The organism is Pseudomonas sp. ARP3 (assembly GCF_001029595.1).
Lineage (GTDB): Bacteria > Pseudomonadota > Gammaproteobacteria > Pseudomonadales > Pseudomonadaceae > Aquipseudomonas > Aquipseudomonas rhodesiae.
Map to the genome: position 1 here is coordinate 16,119 of NZ_LEKF01000021.1, position 17,578 is coordinate 33,696.

Annotated in this window: 15 protein-coding genes; 7 read left to right on the forward strand and 8 right to left on the reverse strand. The window is 61.7% G+C overall.

What is annotated here, in order from left to right:
• Nucleotides 1–41 precede the first annotated feature (41 nt).
• Both ABX75_RS21300 and ABX75_RS21305 read left to right on the forward strand, forming a co-directional pair.
• Entirely contained in the window at nucleotides 42–581 is a 540-nt protein-coding gene (locus ABX75_RS21300; protein ID WP_034098935.1) for a PQQ-dependent catabolism-associated CXXCW motif protein, read from the forward strand.
• 23 nt (nucleotides 582–604) lie between these two features.
• The gene (locus ABX75_RS21305; RefSeq protein ID WP_034098938.1) at nucleotides 605–1,270 is read left to right on the forward strand and encodes a response regulator transcription factor; all 666 of its coding nucleotides are present in this window, start codon (nucleotides 605–607) and stop codon (nucleotides 1,268–1,270) included.
• Between the two features lie 936 nt (nucleotides 1,271–2,206).
• On the opposite strand, the gene ABX75_RS21310 is transcribed toward ABX75_RS21305, so the two are convergent.
• From ABX75_RS21310 to ABX75_RS21330, 5 genes are all read right to left on the reverse strand, one after another.
• Nucleotides 2,207–4,225: a NahK/ErcS family hybrid sensor histidine kinase/response regulator gene (locus ABX75_RS21310; protein ID WP_082136190.1), complete on the reverse strand. Its 2,019-nt coding sequence runs from the start codon at nucleotides 4,223–4,225 to the stop codon at nucleotides 2,207–2,209.
• Nucleotides 4,155–5,312, reverse strand: coding sequence for a nitric oxide-sensing protein NosP (gene nosP / locus ABX75_RS21315; protein WP_034098939.1), 1,158 nt, complete (start codon nucleotides 5,310–5,312; stop codon nucleotides 4,155–4,157). Before nosP ends, ABX75_RS21310 begins: the two co-directional genes overlap by 71 nt.
• A gap of 167 nt (nucleotides 5,313–5,479) precedes the next feature.
• Complete coding sequence (locus ABX75_RS21320; RefSeq protein ID WP_047882603.1) at nucleotides 5,480–6,286, reverse strand: sulfite exporter TauE/SafE family protein; 807 nt, start codon at nucleotides 6,284–6,286, stop codon at nucleotides 5,480–5,482.
• The gene (locus ABX75_RS21325) at nucleotides 6,287–7,531 is read right to left on the reverse strand and encodes an FAD/NAD(P)-binding oxidoreductase (protein WP_034137806.1); all 1,245 of its coding nucleotides are present in this window, start codon (nucleotides 7,529–7,531) and stop codon (nucleotides 6,287–6,289) included. It abuts the gene before it with no gap.
• Between the two features lie 51 nt (nucleotides 7,532–7,582).
• Nucleotides 7,583–7,918 (reverse strand): helix-turn-helix transcriptional regulator, encoded by a 336-nt coding sequence (locus tag ABX75_RS21330; protein ID WP_017527038.1) that lies wholly within the window; start codon nucleotides 7,916–7,918, stop codon nucleotides 7,583–7,585.
• A 95-nt stretch (nucleotides 7,919–8,013) separates the two neighbouring features.
• Between ABX75_RS21330 and ABX75_RS21335 the strand changes: the two genes are divergently transcribed.
• A complete protein-coding gene (locus ABX75_RS21335) occupies nucleotides 8,014–8,877 on the forward strand; it encodes an MBL fold metallo-hydrolase (RefSeq protein WP_034098943.1) in 864 nt (287 codons plus the stop codon).
• 5 nt (nucleotides 8,878–8,882) lie between these two features.
• Here the strand turns inward: ABX75_RS21335 and ABX75_RS21340 are convergent, their stop codons facing one another.
• From ABX75_RS21340 to bkdR, 3 genes are all read right to left on the reverse strand, one after another.
• The gene (locus ABX75_RS21340; protein WP_034098944.1) at nucleotides 8,883–10,106 is read right to left on the reverse strand and encodes an HD-GYP domain-containing protein; all 1,224 of its coding nucleotides are present in this window, start codon (nucleotides 10,104–10,106) and stop codon (nucleotides 8,883–8,885) included.
• 29 nt (nucleotides 10,107–10,135) lie between these two features.
• Complete coding sequence (locus tag ABX75_RS21345) at nucleotides 10,136–11,761, reverse strand: methyl-accepting chemotaxis protein (protein WP_034099839.1); 1,626 nt, start codon at nucleotides 11,759–11,761, stop codon at nucleotides 10,136–10,138.
• 177 nt (nucleotides 11,762–11,938) lie between these two features.
• Nucleotides 11,939–12,421 (reverse strand): Bkd operon transcriptional regulator BkdR, encoded by a 483-nt coding sequence (gene bkdR / locus ABX75_RS21350; RefSeq protein ID WP_034098945.1) that lies wholly within the window; start codon nucleotides 12,419–12,421, stop codon nucleotides 11,939–11,941.
• 195 nt (nucleotides 12,422–12,616) lie between these two features.
• On the opposite strand from bkdR, the gene ABX75_RS21355 reads away from it, so the two are divergent.
• Genes ABX75_RS21355 through lpdA form a run of 4 tightly spaced genes read left to right on the forward strand, consistent with a single transcriptional unit; the run spans nucleotide 12,617 to nucleotide 17,553 of the window.
• Nucleotides 12,617–13,852, forward strand: a complete 1,236-nt coding sequence (locus ABX75_RS21355) for a 3-methyl-2-oxobutanoate dehydrogenase (2-methylpropanoyl-transferring) subunit alpha (protein WP_034110996.1) — start codon at nucleotides 12,617–12,619, stop codon at nucleotides 13,850–13,852.
• Between the two features lies 1 nt (nucleotide 13,853).
• Nucleotides 13,854–14,912, forward strand: coding sequence for an alpha-ketoacid dehydrogenase subunit beta (locus ABX75_RS21360; protein ID WP_034098947.1), 1,059 nt, complete (start codon nucleotides 13,854–13,856; stop codon nucleotides 14,910–14,912).
• Nucleotides 14,913–16,169, forward strand: a complete 1,257-nt coding sequence (locus ABX75_RS21365; protein WP_047882604.1) for a dihydrolipoamide acetyltransferase family protein — start codon at nucleotides 14,913–14,915, stop codon at nucleotides 16,167–16,169.
• Between the two features lie 4 nt (nucleotides 16,170–16,173).
• Nucleotides 16,174–17,553, forward strand: coding sequence for a dihydrolipoyl dehydrogenase (gene lpdA, locus ABX75_RS21370; RefSeq protein ID WP_047882605.1), 1,380 nt, complete (start codon nucleotides 16,174–16,176; stop codon nucleotides 17,551–17,553).
• Nucleotides 17,554–17,578: the final 25 nt, after the last annotated feature.

The window sequence follows — 17,578 nt, forward strand, 5'->3', positions numbered from 1 at the left end:
CTCACGTGTAATGGGCGCATAACGATAAGGATTACCCCGCCATGCTGCCCGCCCGATTACCCCTGCTGGCCCTGCTGTGCCTGCTCACCGCCCAGGTCCAGGCCGACACGCCACTGTTTTCCGCCGACGGTTATCGCATCAGCCTGTACCGCAGCCCTACGCCCGAGCATGTGTCGGGAGCGACCATCGTCGACACTCCCGCCCTGCAAGCCTTGCTTGGCCAGGTGCCTGCACCGGTGCTGATCGACGTTTACCGTCGCCAATGGCTGCAAGGCCGCTTTATCGAAGACCAACCCCACGCCAACCTGCCCGGCAGCCGTTGGCTGGCCAATACCGGCGACGGCGACCTCACGCCGGAATGGCAAGGTTATTTCGTGCGGCACCTGTACAAGTACACCGGCGGCGACCTGTCGCGCCCGCTGGTGTTCTATTGCCGCTCCGATTGCTGGCTGAGTTGGAACGCGGTAAAACGTGCCGCCAACCTGGGCTATACCTCTGTGTATTGGTACCGCGACGGTTTGGATGCGTGGGAAGCGGCAAACCTGCCAGTGACGGCTGCGACACCCGAGCCTTTTCAATAACCACTACAAGAAGGTGAACGGCCATGTACAAAATCCTGATTGCCGACGATCACCCGCTGTTTCGCGAGGCGATCCATAACGTCATCAGCGACGGCTTCCCCGGCAGCGAAGTGATGGAAACCGCCGACCTGGACAGTGCCCTGGCCCTGACCCAGGAACACGACGACCTCGACCTGATCCTGCTCGACCTGAACATGCCGGGCATGCACGGGCTCAACGGCCTGATCAACCTGCGCAATGAGTCGCCAACCATCCCGGTGGTGATCGTTTCTGCCGAGCAGGACAAGCAGATCGTGCTGCAAGCCATCACCTATGGCGCGGTGGGGTTTATCACCAAGTCCTCGCCGCGCCTGCAAATGACCGAGGCGATCCAGCAGATTCTCAACGGCAATGTGTACCTGCCGCCGGACATCATCCGCACCCAAAAACCCGGCGCCCAGCGCCGCCTCAACGAAAACCCGGGCTTCGCCCCCGAACTGCTGCAAGCCCTGACCCGCAAACAATTGCTGGTGCTCGAACGCATGACTAAAGGCGAGTCGAACAAACAGATCGCCTACACATTGGAAATCGCCGAGACCACGGTGAAAGCCCATGTATCGGCCATCTTGCGCAAGCTCAATGTACACAACCGCGTACAGGCCATCCTCAGCGCCGGCGACATCGACTTCGGCTCCTACCTGCGCCGCTGAGCCTCCAGACAAACGCGGGGCAAAAGGTGGGAGGGAGCCTGCCCCCGATAGCGGTGTTTCAGTCAATGCATGGGCTGGCTGACCGGCCGCCATCGGGGGCAAGCCCCCTCCCACATCTTGATCTGTGTAGATCAGCACCGATTATGCTCAATCCTGGCTCATGCCTGCGCCGCTGAGCCTCCAGGCAACCGAGAGGCAAAAGGTGGGAGGGGGGCTTGCCCCCGATAGCGGTGGTTCAGTCAATGCATGAGCTGGCTGACAATCCGCCATCGGGGGCAAACCCCCTCCCACATCTTGATCTGTGTGGATCAGCGCCGATTATGCTCAATCCTGGCTCATGCCTGCGCCGCTGGCCTTCCAGACAAACGCGGGGCAAAAGGTGGGAGGGGGCTTGCCCCCGATAGCAGCGGTTCAGTCAATGCATGGGCTGGCTGACCGGCCGCCATCGGGGGCAAGCCCCCTCCCACATCTTGATCTGTGTGGATCAGCACCGATTATGCTCAATCCTCGCTCGTGCCTACGCCGCTGGCCTTCCAGACAAACGAAAGGCAAAAGGTGGGGGGCTTGCCCCCGATAGCAGCGGTTCAGTCAATGCATGGGCTGGCTGACCGGCCGCCATCGGGGGCAAGCCCCCTCCCACATCTTGATCTGTGTGGATCAGCGCCGATTATGCTCAATCCTGGCTCATGCCTGCGCCGCTGGCCTTCCAGACAAACGCGGGGCAAAAGGTGGGAGGGGGCTTGCCCCCGATAGCAGCGGTTCAGTCAATGCATGGGCTGGCTGACCGGCCGCCATCGGGGGCAAGCCCCCTCCCACATCTTGATCTGTGTGGATCAGCACCGATTATGCTCAATCCAGGCTCATGCCTGCGCCGCTGAGTCTCCAGGCAACCGAGGGGCAAAAGGTGGGAGGGGGCTTGCCCCCGATAGCGGTGGTTCAGTCAATGCATGAGCTGGCTGACAGGCCGCCATCAGGGGCTTGCCCCCTCCTCCCCTTGCCCAGTAGATGGCTCATGGCAGTTTTCAGCTTCATCGGCCGTACCGGTTTGTGCATCAAGGTGTGCCCCTGTTCGCGGATCTGTTGCTTGAGTTCGTTGCTGTAGTTGGCGGTGATCATCAGCGCCGGTATCGGGCGACCGCGGCGGGCGTTGATGCGGGCCACGGCGTCGACACCGTTCTGGTCATTGTCCAGGTGGTAGTCGGCGATCAGCAGGTCGGCCTCGGCGTGGTAGTTGTCCACCTGGCCGGCCAGGTCCTGTTCCGATAAGGCCGTGACCACCTGGCAGCCCCAGCCTTCGAGCAGGGTGCGCATGCCGGCGCAGATCGCCGCGTCGTTATCCAGCACCCATACCCGGGCGCCCTGTAAACGCTCCAGCATCGGTTCGCTCATGCTCGGTGCGGGCAAGGTCTTGGGCGCGGTGGCGCTCAAGGGCACCTCCACGGCAAACATCGAGCCCTTGCCGGGTACGGATTTGACGCTGATGCGATGGCCCAGGATGCCGGCGATCTTTTCCACAATGGCCAGGCCCAACCCCAGCCCGCGATCCTGATCGCGACGCTGCACATCGCCACGTTTGAACTCCTGGAAAATCTCCTCCAGGCGCTCCTCGGCGATGCCCATGCCACTGTCCCACACCTGGATCGACAAGCGCTGATGCTGGCGACGACAGCCCAACACCACGCGGCCGCTATAGGTGTAGCGAATCGCATTGCTCAACAGGTTGCGCAGAATCCGCGCCAGCAGCTGGATATCGCTGTGCACCAACGCCGAACACCCGATGAAATGCAATTCCAGCCCTTCGCTGCGGGCCAGCTCGGTGTATTCGGCCGCCAGGTTGTCCAGCAGCTCGCTAAGGGCGAACGGCGCGATATCGGCCTTGATCACGCCGGCGTCCAGCTTGGAAATATCCACCAGGGTGCCCAGTAGGTTTTCCACGTCTTCAAGGGAATTGCTCACATTGCGCACCAGGGTTTCATTGGCCTGGGGCTCGCGACGTTCCAGCAAGGCGCCGGTGAACAGCCGCGCGGCGTTCAGCGGTTGCAGCAGGTCGTGGCTGACGGCGGCAAGGAACTTGGTCTTCGACAGGTTGGCCTGTTCGGCTTCGCGCTTGGCCTCGCGCAGACGGGTTTCCATGCGGCGGCGCTCGTCGATTTCCTTGAGCAACTGGTCGTTGAGCGCGGTGAGTTCCGAGGTGCGCTGGGCGACACGCTGCTCCAGGTTCTGATAGGCCTGATGCAGGGCCTCGGCGGTGCGACGACGCTCGGTGATGTCGCGGATCAGCACGAAAATCCCCACTACTTCGCCCGTGGCCAGGCGGTTGGGCACGTAGGAGCGCAGCATGTAGCGCTCCTGGTTGTTGATATTGGTTTCGGCGAACTCAAAGGTCACGCTCTCCCCCGCCAGAGCGCGCGCGACATACGCATCGAGACGCTGGCAGTGCTGCTCGCTATGGACCTCGCGCAGGCTCTGGCCGAGCATCATTCCCGGAGGCCAGCAGTACCATTGTTCGTAGACTTTATTGGTGAACTCATACACCAGGTCGGCATTCAGGTAGCCGATCAGCGCGGGGACGTGGTCGGTGATCAGGCGAATCCAGCGTTCGCTTTCCTGGGCCTTTTGCGCGGCGGCCTGCTCACGGCGCAGGGTTTCGGCGCGCAGGCGGGCATTGATCAACAAGTGGTTGCTGGCGCGCAGTTCGGCCATTGCCTGGTTCAAGGCGTCGGTACGCTCACGTACTTGCTCGGCCAACACCACCGAGTGCTGGAACGTGGTGTACGGGTCATTGCCCTGGGACACGCCGGACTCGATGCGTTCGATCAGCGCCGCATTGATCCGCGCCAGCTTGTGGTTGTCCCCCCGCAGGCGCGCCAGTTCGGCCAGCAGTTCAGTGCGGCCCAGGCGCGCGTCCTCGGGCAATGGCGACCCCGGTAAAGGTCTGGTTGATGTGCATGCCATTGAACTGTTCTCCGTAGGTGTTGAAGCCCAGCACGCGTTGGTCCTGCAGGAAACCGCCGATCTGTTCCAGGGTGTCGGCGTCTTCCAGCTCCAGGCGCCGCAGGAAACAGTCGCAGCCGATGGTCAGCAATAGGTCGCCGAGGCGCGTGTGCAGGCCGTCGAACAGGTTTTGCAGGTTTGGCAGGATCGGTCCGGGTTCCATCACGGTGAGCACGATGCCGTTTTCCACCGCGCAGTAGAAACTCAGGCTGAGGTCGTCATGCACTTGCTGGATCGCGCGCACGTAATACTGGTCGTGGATGCGCACTGCCAGCGGGTGGGCAGCGAAGATGCGGTGATCGAGGTCGGCCACCGCAACGCCGATATGCCGCGCGTATTCTTCAGCGGCAGGTTCGGCATTGAGTTCGAATACCCGGCGGGACGGGCTGTCGGCCGCGGTCACCACCAGTTTTTCCGCCCGCGGCAGGATGTGGTGGGTGGTAAACACTTCAAAATCCAGCCAGGTGTTGACCAACACCACCACCGCCGCGCCGCTGTGAAACGCACCGTTGAAATATACATGGGTGTGGGTCAGGAAGTTGTCGTCACCAGCCGAGCCGCCGAAGTGCGGGATATCCCCCAGGGCCGCGCTGAGGGCAGCGAGCACCATTTCTTCGCGGCTGGACAGACCATCGAGCAAGGTCAGGGCAAAGGTGTTGCCTTTGATCGGCGCCAGGGTGTTGCTGCGGCAACCGCCCACCAGGCGTTCGACCATATGTTGGGCATCGATCAGGCTGAAGTGCTCGACCTGGTCGATCAGTTCAGTGGCAATGGAAAAGTGCGCATGGTTAAAGCCCATCGCGGTCACGCAATTGCGCCCGTAGCCCTGGGGCGTGATCTCGCCGGCGCTGGTGCAACCGACCACGCGCACGCTGCCGAAGCAGTGCTGCAAGGCATTGCCCAGGGCCTGCAAATCGTAGGAGGCCGAGCAGAAAAACAGCACAAAACCCAGATACGGATGCAGCAGCTGTCGCGCCAACTCTTCGGCGGCCTGCCCGGCGTCGGTTGCCTGGGACATGGCGCTCACTACGCCTTCGTGGTTGTGCATCGTCGACTCTCCCCTCAGAGGCTTGAGTGTACGAAGGCAGAGGCTGCGGCCCTATGCTACTTGGGTACTGGGTGGGGGATGCGATGGGATGAAAGTGCGCAAACGCACAGAGGATTCAAATGTGGAAGGGGGCTTGCCCCCTCCCACATCGCAATTGCATTTCAAGTTCAGCGTAAGGCGTTCAAAAGCATTCCCGCTGCAACCGCGACACACAGGCTGGCGAACCCCACCTGCAAGGTGCGTGCGGCAATCACCGAGCATAGGCGCCGGCCGATCAGCATGCCGACGATGCTCGCGGCGATAAACACCCAGCCCACGGCGTCTATACGGACGCCGGCATGGAACGCGCCGACCACGCCGATCAGCGAGATCAGACTGATCACCATCAATGACGTGGCGACGATGCCGCGCATCTGCACGTCGGTGAGTTGCTTGAACGCTGGCACGATCAGAAAGCCGCCGCCGACGCCGAGCAAGCCTGACACCGCACCGGTGATGGCGCCCAGCGCGGCCAGGGTGGCGGTGCATTTGGCGGTCCAGGCCAGGCGCCCGGTCTGCTGGTTGAGCATGCAGTTTTTCTGGCCCCAGGAGGCGGCGCCATGGTCGCTCGGCCCGGCCTGTTTTTTCTCCCGTTGCAGCATGCGCCAGGCCACCAGCACCATCAACGCGCTGAACAGGCCCTTGAGCAACGCTTCGGGCATCTGGTGAGCGACGAACACCCCCAGCGGCGAAAACAGCGCGCCGAGCAAGGCGATCAGCAAGGCGGCGCGATAGCGCACCAGGCCATGGCGCAAACCGTCTATCGCCCCCACTGCCGCCGCCGCGCCCACCGCGAGCAACGACACCGGCGCGGCCTGGGTCATGCTCAAGCCCAGGCCCAGCACCAACGCGGGCACGCCGAGGATGCCGCCGCCCGCGCCGGTCAGGCCCATGACCAGGCCCATCAACACCCCCAACACACTGGCCAGTAACATTCAGTCCACCTTGCTCAGACGGGTCAGCCACTCGCGGCCCTTGAGCATGCCGTTCCAGTAGAACCACGGCAGCAAGGTCGCCTTGAGCCACCACATGGAGCGGCGCGCTTGGGTCGGGTCGAGGGCGAAGGTCGGCAGCAATTTGCCGCCGTAGCCGAACTCAGCCAGCACCACTTTGCCCTTCTCCACTGTCAGCGGGCAGGAGCCATAACCGTCGTACTTGAGCGGCAACGGCGCCTGCTTGCGCAGGGCCAGCAGGTTTTCGGCGACCACCACGATCTGCTTGCGCACGGCCGCGGCGGTCTTGGCGTTGCTGGTGCCGCACACATCGCCCAGGCCAAAAATAGGCGCATAGCGCTGATGCTGCAGGCTGTGCGGGTGCACATCGCACCAGCCGGCAGCGTCGGCCAGCGGGCTGTGGCGGATAAATTCCGGGGCCAGTTGCGGCGGCACTACGTGCAGCAGGTCGAAGGTTTTTTCCACAAGCGTGACGTTGCCCTCGGCATCCTTGACCTCGAACCAGGCTTTGCGCGCCGGGCCGTCGACCTTCACCAGGTTGGCATTGAAGGCCAGGCGCGCGTTGTATTTCTCCACGTATTTCATCAACGGCGGCACAAAGGTCGCCACGCCGAACAGCGCCGCGCCGGCCAGGTTGAATTCCACCTCGATGTTTTGCAGATGGCCCTGCTTGAGCCAGTGGTCGCACGACAGATACATAGCCTTCTGGGGCGCGCCGGCGCATTTGATCGGCATGGCCGGCTGGGTGAACAGTGCCTTGCCGGCCTTGAGTTGCTTGACTTGCTGCCAGGTATAAGCGGCGTGCTCGTAGCTGTAGTTGGAAGTCACGCCGTGTTGGCCGAGGGTGTCCTGCAAGCCTTCGATTTTCTCCCAGGCCAGGCGCAGGCCGGGGCAGACAATGAGGTTGTTCCAGGTCACGCGCTGGCCGTTGTCGAGCACCAGGCTCTGGCTGTCCGGCAGCACCTCGGTGACGGCGGCCTGCACCCAGGTCACGCCATTGGGCAGCACATCGGCCAGAGGGCGGCGGGTCTTTTTCAGGTCGTAGGCACCGCCGCCCACCAGAGTCCAGGCCGGTTGGTAGCAGTGATAGTCGCTGGGTTCGATCAGGGTGATGTTCAGGTCGGGGTCGCGCTTGAGCAGGCTGGCCAGCAAGCCAATGCCTGCCGAACCGCCGCCGATGACAACGATGTCGCCACTGATGGTCTGGCCCCAGTGTTGGTCGGTCATGGTCTATCGCCTTTTTTTGTCAATGCACACAAGGGTCGCTGCCGGATGGCGTCACGCCCAGCTTTTTATGACCGCGCCGCAGTAAAGGCCGGACAGGGTCTTCATCACTTGGATCACTTCGTGGCTGGCCAGTCCGTAGAAAATGTATTTGCCTTCGCGACGGGTGGCCACCAGCCCTTCGTCGCGCAGGATGCCAAGCTGTTGCGACAGCGTAGGCTGGCGCACGCCGGTCATGGTTTCCAGCTCGCCCACATTGCGTTCGCCCTGGGTCAACTGGCACAGGATCAACAGGCGGTCTTCGTTGGCCAACGCCTTGAGCAAGGCACAGGCCTTGGACGCGGAAGCACGCAGTTGGGCGACTTCGCCCTCACTCAAGGTAGATTCCATTTGCTTCGGGTCCTGTGTGTCACTTAATCTGAAAACATTATGTGTAAACATAAAGTGATTGTAATCACTTTTTTCCAGCATCAGGGGCTACCGCCATGCCAGCGTTGATTCAATCCTTTCTGGACGAGGCGTCGTCGACCTACACCTACGTGGTCTACGAAGCGGACGGCGGCCCCTGTGCCATCGTCGATTCGGTGCTCAACTACGATCCGGCCTCTGGTCGCACCGACACCGCCCAGGCTGACAAGGTGATCGCATTCGTGCACGAGCACGGGTTGCAGGTGCAGTGGTTGCTGGAAACCCATGCCCACGCTGATCACCTGTCCGCCGCGCCGTACCTGCGCCGTACGCTGGGCGGCAAGATCGCCATCGGCCAGTGCATCAGCCAGGTGCAAAACGTGTTTAAAAACCTGTTTAACCTGGAGCCGGAATTCCACGCCGACGGTTCACAGTTCGATCATCTGTTCGCGCCGGACGAAATCTTCCACATCGGCCGTTTGAAAGCCCAGGCGTTGCATGTGCCCGGGCATACCCCGGCAGACATGGCCTACCTGATCGACGGCAAGCTGATCCTGGTGGGCGACACGCTGTTCATGCCGGATGTGGGCACCGCCCGCTGCGACTTCCCCGGCGGCGATGCGCATCAGTTGTACGCGTCGATGCGCAAGTTATTGGCCTTCCCCCTGGAAACCCAGTTGTACGTGTGCCACGACTACCCGCCCCAGGGGCGCGAGGCGAAATGCCTGACCACGGTGGCCGAACAGCGCGCAAGCAATATTCATGTGCATGACGGTGTGGATGAAGCCGCGTTCGTGGCGATGCGCACCCAACGCGACGCCGGGTTAGGAATGCCGACGCTGCTGCTGCCGGCGATTCAGGTGAACGTACGCGCGGGGAATATGCCGCCGGCGGAAGACAACGGCGTGGTGTATTTGAAGATCCCGCTCAACCAGCTCTGAAGCGCCTAATCGAAATAAGAGCCCTTGCCACGGGTAATGCCGCACCATAACTCGTCGACTTGCTTGAACCCCCACTCTTCAGCCAAGGCACGGCCGACGATCTTGTCCGGTTGCTTGGCGAGGTTGACCACCGTCTGAGTCACCGGCAGCCCGGAACGCGCGGAGAAGAACACCTTGACCACGGGGGTCAGCAATGACAGTGGGTTTTGTTCGAGGACCACCGCGATGCGGCCACTTTCCAGGCGCACCAAAGCGCCGACGGGGTAAATACCCACGCAACGCACGAACGCCTGGAACACCCGTTCATCAAAATGGCCTTTCCATTCCGCCATTTTCTGAATCGCTTCGGCAGGCCCCCAAGCGTGCTTGTAAGGGCGCTCCGAAGTCACGGCATCGTATACGTCACACACCGCGCCCATTTGTGCCAACAAACTGATCTGGTCCTGCACCAGGCCATGGGGATAGCCACTGCCGTCGCATTTTTCATGGTGGTGCAGGCAGACATCCAACACCAGGGCGCTGATCCGCGGCGACTGCCGTAACAAATCGGTGCCCAGCACCGGGTGTTTGCGTACCACGCCAAACTCACCGTCGGTCAAGGCCCCCGGCTTGTTCAGGATAGGTTCGGGAACGGCCATCTTGCCCACGTCATGAAACAACCCCGCCAGGCCCGCCTCCTGCACCAACGGCGGCGCCAGGTCCAACTGGCGCGCCAGGGCGATCATCAAACCGGAGACCGCCACCGAGTGCATGTAGGTATATTCGTTTGCCGTCTTCAGCCGTGCCAGGCTGATCAAGGCATGGGGATGGCGCAGGATGGATTGGGAGATCTCGTCCACCAGCGCGGCCGCCTGGGTCGGCTCCACTGCCCGCCCCATGCGCAGGTCACCGAACATTTCGATCACTGCGCGTTTGGCCACCGCGCACAGTTTGACCGCTCGGGCCACTTCAGCCTTGATGTCGGCCGGCTCAGCCACCACCAGTCGCGACGGCGCCGCGAGTGGTTGCACCGTTTGCTCCGGGCTGGGCGCGATGCTGAGGCTGATATCGCAGCCCTTTTGAGTATCGATCCACACGGCGCGCACCGGAGCATCGCGCAAACGCTGCACGTCCTCAGCGTGGCTCAGCAGAAAGCTGGTTTTCCAAAAGCCATGATCAATCCAGGCGCCGTCGAGTTTATGGACATACATTCCCTGAACGACTTGCGATGCAGAAATGCACTTCAACATCTCCCCCCCTCACGACCGCGATCCTGCGGTCAAGCCACGGAGAATTTCCCAACGATCTGCTTGAGGTCTATCGCCAATCTGGACAGCTCATGACTGGCCGTAGACGTCTGGCTCGCCGCCGAAGAACTCTGGATAGACAAATCGCGAATGCTGATCAGGTTCTGGTCAACGGAACGCGCTACATGAGCCTGCTCTTCGGAAGCGGCCGCAATCAACAGATTTCTTTCATTGATATCGCCAATCGCCTCGGTAATCTGCGTCAGCGCCACGCCGGCTTCGTGGGCAATCTTCAAGGAGTCCACAGCTTCGCTGCGGTTCAAGCCCATGGACGCCACCGCCTCGCTGGAGCAGACCTGGATTTTCGCAATCATTTGCTCGATTTCCTGGGTCGAGGTCTGCGTGCGATGAGCCAGCGCGCGGACTTCATCGGCGACCACGGCAAAGCCGCGCCCTTGCTCACCGGCCCGCGCGGCCTCAATGGCGGCGTTCAATGCCAGCAAATTGGTCTGCTCCGCGATCGAGCGGATCACCTCGACCACCTTGGCAATGTCCTGGGCCTGCTTGGCCAAGCCCTCGACCTCCAGCCCGGTCTGCTGGACCGTAGCGCTAAGTTTTTCGATCGAGGCAATAGTTTGTGTGACCCGTTCCTGGCCCACCGACGCCGATCGCTGGGAGTCCTGAGTCGACTGTGAGGCCGAAATGGCATTTCTGGCCACTTCCTCGACTGCCGCAGTCATCTGATTGACCGCCGTGGCGGCCTGGTCGGTTTCCAGGCTTTGGCGTTCGATACCGGCGCTGGACTCGCGCGTGATGGAACTCATCTCTTCCGCCGCCGACGCCAGTTGCCCGGATGCTTCGGAAATATGCTGCAGCGTGGCTTTAAGGTTCATCTGCATGGCGGCGGTGGACCGTTGCAACTCGGTCAGCTCGTCATTGCCATTGACAGCAATGGCCACGCGTAAATCGCCGTCGGCAATCTTGCCGGTCGATACCAACAACTCCCGCACGGGAACAACGATGCTGCGGGTAAACAGGCGAGCGACCACGATGGCAAGCAGCACTGAGCCGCCCATCAATACCCACGTGAACATCCGCGCCGCGTCATGCTCGCTGGACGCCACGTTTACAGCGGCGGTCGAGCCACGCCCATTCAATGCGATCAACTCGCTGATGGAACGTTGAACTTCAAGCGCGATAGGCCCGTTGACTTCCCGCAAGTATGTCGACATCTGTTCGGCCGACATTGTCGAAGCCTCTCCCACAAACTCATCCATTCTCTGGCTGTAATTCTTGATGCTGGCCAATACCTGGTTGTACGTGACTTGTTCCTCGGGGCTCGATACCAACGGCGCATAACGAGCAGCAACATCAAGGACCTCGGTGCGCACGGCTTTGAGCTTTTCGAGAGATGCCGGGTCCTGGCGGGGTATTTCCATGGCGTAACGGCGTAAATCCAGGCGTAGTTTGTAGAACGCCGAATCGATCTCGCCTGCCAGGCGAATACTGGGCAACCAATTGGTTTCTATTTCAACAGTCGATGAATAAACCTTATCGACTTTAACTAGCGTCATTGCTCCCTGAATTAACAACAGAACACACACCACCCCAAAACAAAGTGTGGTACGAACGTTCAACTTCCAGGCTCTCATGTACATCGCGGTATACCCCTTGTACCGGGCCGCGAACATCCCGGCCTCATGGGGCTAATGTGTTTAATCGGATGTGAAAAATACGTGACTGCTCACGCAATTTTTCATTAATGGAAAATAAAAAAGACGCCGATTATTACCGAGCGAACTATCGGTGCCTCTCAGGTTTAGTGACCGCACCGATCAAACCATCAACCCACCTGGCGGCAATGGCAACGCAGTCTTGTAGCGCACCTGCTTGAGCGCAAAGCTGGAGCGGATATTCGCCACGCCCGGCACTTTGGTCAGAAAGTCCATCATGAAGCGTTCCAGCGCCTGGATCGTCGGCACCAGCACGCGAATCAGGTAGTCGGGGTCGCCGGCCATCAGGTAGCACTCCATCACCTCGGGGCGATCGGCAATGGCGCTCTCGAACTGTTGCAGGGCCAGTTCGTTCTGCTTTTCCAGACTGACGTGAATGAACACATTGACGTGCAAGCCCAGCAGATCGGCGTCCAACAGGGTGACCTGCTCGCGGATCAGGCCCAGTTCTTCCATGGCCTTGACCCGGTTGAAACACGGGGTGGGCGACAGGTTGACCGAGCGCGCCAGGTCGGCGTTGGTGATGCGCGCATTCTCTTGAAGGGCGTTGAGAATGCCGATATCGGTACGGTCCAGTTTGCGCATGAGACAAAATCACCTGTTTATTATGTTTATGCAGTTTTTTTATCCGCAAATGGTCCCGAGCGCAACGAAACACAGATAAATATTCTTCTACGCCCCGCCTATGATTGTTGTAGGACAAGATTTCTCCTACCCGGAGACGGATTGTCAGCTAGCGCGCCCACTACAAGAAATTCACAAGATAGAGCGTAGAAAGCCATGACCCAGCAGTACGAACCACTGCGCCTGCACGTTCCCGAACCCTCGGGCCGCCCAGGCTGCAAGACCGATTTCACCTACCTGCGCCTGACCGACGCCGGCCTGGTGCGCAAACCCGCCATCGATGTAGAACCCGCCGACACCGCCGACCTGGCCAAGGGCCTGATCCGCGTGCTCGATGACCAGGGCCAGGCCCTGGGGCCGTGGGCCGAAGGGGTTCCCGTGGAGGTTCTGCGCAAGGGCATGCGCGCCATGCTCAAGACGCGGATCTTCGACAACCGCATGGTGGTCGCCCAGCGTCAGAAAAAAATGTCGTTCTACATGCAGAGCCTTGGCGAAGAAGCCATCGGCAGCGCCCAGGCCCTGGCCTTGAACATCGACGACATGTGTTTCCCCACCTACCGCCAGCAAAGCATCCTGATGGCCCGCGAAGTGCCGCTGGTGGACCTGATCTGCCAGTTGCTGTCCAACGAGCGCGACCCCCTAAAAGGCCGTCAGTTGCCGATCATGTACTCGGTCAAAGACGCTGGGTTCTTTACTATTTCCGGCAACCTCGCCACCCAATTCGTACAGGGTGTGGGCTGGGGCATGGCCTCGGCGATCAAGGGCGATACCAAGATCGCCTCGGCCTGGATCGGCGACGGCGCCACCGCCGAATCGGACTTCCACACCGCCCTCACCTTCGCCCACGTCTACCGCGCGCCGGTGATTCTCAACGTGGTCAACAACCAGTGGGCCATCTCCACCTTCCAGGCCATCGCCGGCGGTGAAGCCACTACTTTCGCCGGACGCGGCGTCGGTTGCGGCATTGCCTCCCTGCGTGTGGACGGCAACGACTTCATCGCGGTGTACGCCGCTTCCGCCTGGGCCGCCGAACGTGCGCGCCGCAACCTCGGCCCGACCTTGATCGAATGGGTCACCTACCGCGCCGGCCCCCACTCCACTTCGGACGATCCGTCCAAGTACCGCCCCGCCGACGACTGGAGCCACTTCCCGCTGGGCGACCCGATTGCCCGTCTCAAACAGCACCTGATCAAGATTGGCCAGTGGTCCGAAGAGGAACACGCGGCGGTCAGTGCCGAACTGGAAGCGGAAGTCATCGCCGCACAAAAACAAGCCGAGCAGTACGGCACTCTAGCCGGTGGCCAGATTCCAAGCGCCGCGACCATGTTCGAAGACGTCTACAAAGAGATGCCGGAGCACTTGAAGCGCCAGCGTCAGGAGTTGGGGATCTGACATGAACGATCACAACAACAGCATCGAACTGGAAACCGCCATGACCACCACCACCATGACCATGATCCAGGCCCTGCGCTCGGCCATGGATGTGATGCTCGAACGGGACGACAACGTCGTGGTGTTCGGCCAGGACGTCGGCTACTTCGGCGGCGTGTTCCGTTGCACCGAAGGCTTGCAGAGCAAGTACGGCACCTCGCGGGTGTTCGACGCGCCGATCTCCGAAAGTGGCATCGTTGGCGTGGCGGTAGGCATGGGCGCCTATGGTTTGCGCCCGGTGGCGGAAATCCAGTTCGCCGACTACGTGTACCCCGCCACCGACCAGATCATCTCCGAAGCCGCGCGCCTGCGTTATCGCTCGGCCGGCCAGTTCACCGCGCCGCTGACCATGCGCATGCCCTGCGGTGGCGGCATATATGGCGGCCAGACCCACAGCCAAAGTATCGAAGCGGTGTTCACCCAGGTCTGCGGCCTGCGCACGGTGATGCCGTCCAACCCGTATGACGCCAAGGGCCTGCTGATCGCCTCCATCGAAAACGATGACCCGGTGATTTTTCTCGAACCCAAGCGCCTGTACAACGGCCCGTTCGACGGCCATCACGACCGTCCTGTCACCCCCTGGTCCAAGCACCCGCAAGCCCAAGTGCCGGACGGTTACTACACCGTGCCCCTGGACGTGGCCGCCATTGTGCGCCCGGGCTCGGCCGTCACCGTGCTGACCTACGGCACCACCGTGTATGTGTCGCAAGTCGCCGCCGAAGAAACCGGCATCGATGCCGAAGTCATCGACCTGCGCAGCCTGTGGCCGCTGGACCTGGAAACCATCGTCAAATCGGTGAAAAAGACCGGCCGTTGCGTGGTGGTGCACGAAGCCACGCGCACCTGTGGCTTTGGCGCCGAGCTGGTAGCGCTGGTGCAGGAGCATTGCTTCCACCACCTGGAAGCGCCGATCGAACGCGTCACGGGGTGGGACACCCCCTACCCGCACGCGCAAGAGTGGGCGTATTTCCCAGGGCCGTCCCGTGTGGGCGCGGCGCTTCAACGGGTCATGGAGGTCTGAATGGGCACGCACGTTATCAAGATGCCGGACATTGGCGAAGGCATCGCGGAAGTGGAACTGTCGGTCTGGCATGTGAAGGTCGGCGATATGGTCGTCGAAGACCAGGTGCTGGCGGACGTGATGACCGACAAGGCGATGGTGGACATTCCCTCGCCGGTCCACGGCAAGGTCATTGCTCTCGGCGGCGAGCCGGGCGAAGTCATGGCCGTGGGCAGTGTGTTGATCAGCATCGAAGTGGAAGGCGCGGGCAATGCCAAGGATGTGCCGGCGGTTGCCGAACCGGTGAAGGCCGCACCTGCGGTGGAAGCCAAACCCGCGCCGGTTGAAAGCAAACCCGCGCCAACCAAGGCTGCGACGCAAGCCCCGGTGGCCCGCGAAGCTGACGAACGCCCCCTGGCCTCCCCCGCTGTGCGCAAGCATGCGCTGGATGCCGGTATCCAACTGCGGCTGGTTCAGGGCTCTGGCCCAGCGGGCCGTATTTTGCACGAAGATCTGGACGCTTACTTGCTCCAGCGTCCGACGCAAAATCAAACCACTGCCACCCCTTACGCCGAACGCCACGACGAAGAACAGATCCCAGTGATCGGCATGCGCCGCAAGATCGCCCAGCGCATGCAGGACGCCACCCGGCGCGCCGCGCATTTCAGCTATGTGGAAGAAATCGATGTCACTGCGCTAGACGAACTGCGCGTGCACCTCAACGAAAAACACGGTGCCACTCGGGGAAAACTGACCCTGCTGCCGTTTATCGTGCGCGCCATGGTCGTGGCGCTGCGGGACTTCCCGCAGATCAACGCACGCTACGACGACGAAGCCCAGGTCATCACCCGCCTCGGCGCGGTGCATGTGGGCGTCGCCACCCAGAGCGACGTGGGTTTGATGGTGCCGGTGGTGCGGCATGCCGAAGCGCGCAACCTGTGGGGCACCGCCGAAGAAATCACGCGCCTGGCCACGGCCGCACGCAATGGCAAGGCCAGCCGTGAGGAATTGTCCGGTTCCAGTATCACCCTGACCAGCCTCGGCGCCTTGGGCGGTATTGTCAGCACACCGGTGCTGAATCTGCCGGAAGTGGCGATTGTCGGCGTCAACCGCATCGTCGAACGGCCGATGGTGATCAAGGGCCAGATCGTGATTCGCAAGATGATGAACCTCTCCAGTTCCTTCGATCACCGCGTGGTCGATGGCATGGACGCGGCGCAATTTATCCAGGCCATTCGCGGCCTGCTCGAACAACCCGCCAGCCTGTTCCTGGAGTAAGGGCATGACACAAATTACCCATACCACCCTGCTGATTATCGGCGGCGGCCCCGGCGGTTATGTGGCGGCGATCCGCGCCGGGCAATTGGGCATTCCGACCATCCTGGTGGAAGGCCAGGCTCTGGGCGGCACCTGCCTGAATATCGGTTGCATCCCGTCCAAGGCCTTGATCCATGTGGCCGAACAATTCCAGCAAACCGTGCACCACAGCCAGGGTTCCCAGTTGGGCATCGAAGTGGATGTACCCAACCTGGATATCCGCAAAAGCGTGGAGTGGAAGGACGGCATCGTCGACCGCCTGACCACCGGCGTCGCCGCGTTGCTCAAGAAACACAAGGTGCAAGTGATCCACGGCTGGGCCAAGGTGGTGGACGGCAAGACCGTCGATGTCGGCGAGCAACGCATCCAGTGCGAACACCTGCTGCTGGCCACGGGTTCGAAAAGCGTCAACCTGCCGATGCTGCCGATTGGCGGGCCGATCATTTCATCTACCGAAGCGTTGGCTCCCACCCAAGTGCCCAAGCGCCTGATTGTGGTGGGCGGCGGCTACATCGGCCTGGAACTGGGCACGGCCTACCGCAAGCTTGGCGCAGAAGTCAGCGTGGTCGAGGCGCAGGATCGCATCCTGCCCGCCTACGATGCCGAATTGACCCAACCGGTGGCCGACTCCCTCAAACAACTGGGGGTGAAGCTGTACCTCAAGCACAGTGTCACCGGGTTTGCCGACGGCCACCTGCAAGTGCGTGACCCCAATGGCGACACCTTGTCATTGGCCACCGACCAGGTGCTGGTCGCGGTGGGTCGCAAACCCAACACCCAGGGCTGGAACCTGGAAGCGCTGAACCTGGACATGAACGGTACGGCAATCCAGGTCGACAGCCGCTGCCAGACCAGCATGCGCAACGTGTGGGCCATCGGCGACCTGAGCGGCGAACCGATGCTGGCGCACCGGGCCATGGCCCAGGGCGAGATGGTCGCCGAACTGATCAGCGGCCTGCATCGCGAGTTCAACCCGGCGGCGATCCCGGCGGTGTGCTTTACCGACCCGGAAGTGGTGGTGGTCGGCAAGACCCCCGACGATGCCAAGGCGGCGGGGCTGGACTGCATCGTGTCGAGTTTCCCGTTCGCGGCCAATGGCCGGGCGATGACGCTGGAGTCGAAAACCGGCTTCGTGCGGGTGGTGGCGCGGCGTGACAACCACCTGATTGTCGGCTGGCAAGCAGTGGGCGTTGGCGTCTCGGAGCTGTCCACGGCCTTCGGCCTGAGCCTGGAAATGGGCGCGCGCCTGGAAGACGTGGCCGGCACCATCCATGCGCACCCGACCCTCGGCGAGGCTGTGCAGGAAGCGGCATTGCGGGCGCTGGGCCACGCGCTGCATCTGTAAGCCAGTCAGCTCCCACCTTTGGAAT

What these genes read in the sequence shown, in the direction of transcription:
- ABX75_RS21330 (WP_017527038.1), bottom strand. Translation starts at nt 7,918, where the DNA reads ATGGAATCTACCTTGAGTGAGGGCGAAGTCGCCCAACTGCGTGCTTCC.
- bkdR (WP_034098945.1), bottom strand. Translation starts at nt 12,421, where the DNA reads ATGCGCAAACTGGACCGTACCGATATCGGCATTCTCAACGCCCTTCAA.
- ABX75_RS21355 (WP_034110996.1), top strand. Translation starts at nt 12,617, where the DNA reads ATGACCCAGCAGTACGAACCACTGCGCCTGCACGTTCCCGAACCCTCG.
- ABX75_RS21365 (WP_047882604.1), top strand. Translation starts at nt 14,913, where the DNA reads ATGGGCACGCACGTTATCAAGATGCCGGACATTGGCGAAGGCATCGCG.
- lpdA (WP_047882605.1), top strand. Translation starts at nt 16,174, where the DNA reads ATGACACAAATTACCCATACCACCCTGCTGATTATCGGCGGCGGCCCC.
- ABX75_RS21300 (WP_034098935.1), top strand. Translation starts at nt 42, where the DNA reads ATGCTGCCCGCCCGATTACCCCTGCTGGCCCTGCTGTGCCTGCTCACC.
- ABX75_RS21325 (WP_034137806.1), bottom strand. Translation starts at nt 7,531, where the DNA reads ATGACCGACCAACACTGGGGCCAGACCATCAGTGGCGACATCGTTGTC.
- nosP (WP_034098939.1), bottom strand. Translation starts at nt 5,312, where the DNA reads ATGCACAACCACGAAGGCGTAGTGAGCGCCATGTCCCAGGCAACCGAC.
- ABX75_RS21320 (WP_047882603.1), bottom strand. Translation starts at nt 6,286, where the DNA reads ATGTTACTGGCCAGTGTGTTGGGGGTGTTGATGGGCCTGGTCATGGGC.
- ABX75_RS21345 (WP_034099839.1), bottom strand. Translation starts at nt 11,761, where the DNA reads ATGTACATGAGAGCCTGGAAGTTGAACGTTCGTACCACACTTTGTTTT.
- ABX75_RS21340 (WP_034098944.1), bottom strand. Translation starts at nt 10,106, where the DNA reads ATGTTGAAGTGCATTTCTGCATCGCAAGTCGTTCAGGGAATGTATGTC.
- ABX75_RS21305 (WP_034098938.1), top strand. Translation starts at nt 605, where the DNA reads ATGTACAAAATCCTGATTGCCGACGATCACCCGCTGTTTCGCGAGGCG.
- ABX75_RS21335 (WP_034098943.1), top strand. Translation starts at nt 8,014, where the DNA reads ATGCCAGCGTTGATTCAATCCTTTCTGGACGAGGCGTCGTCGACCTAC.
- ABX75_RS21310 (WP_082136190.1), bottom strand. Translation starts at nt 4,225, where the DNA reads ATGGCATGCACATCAACCAGACCTTTACCGGGGTCGCCATTGCCCGAG.
- ABX75_RS21360 (WP_034098947.1), top strand. Translation starts at nt 13,854, where the DNA reads ATGAACGATCACAACAACAGCATCGAACTGGAAACCGCCATGACCACC.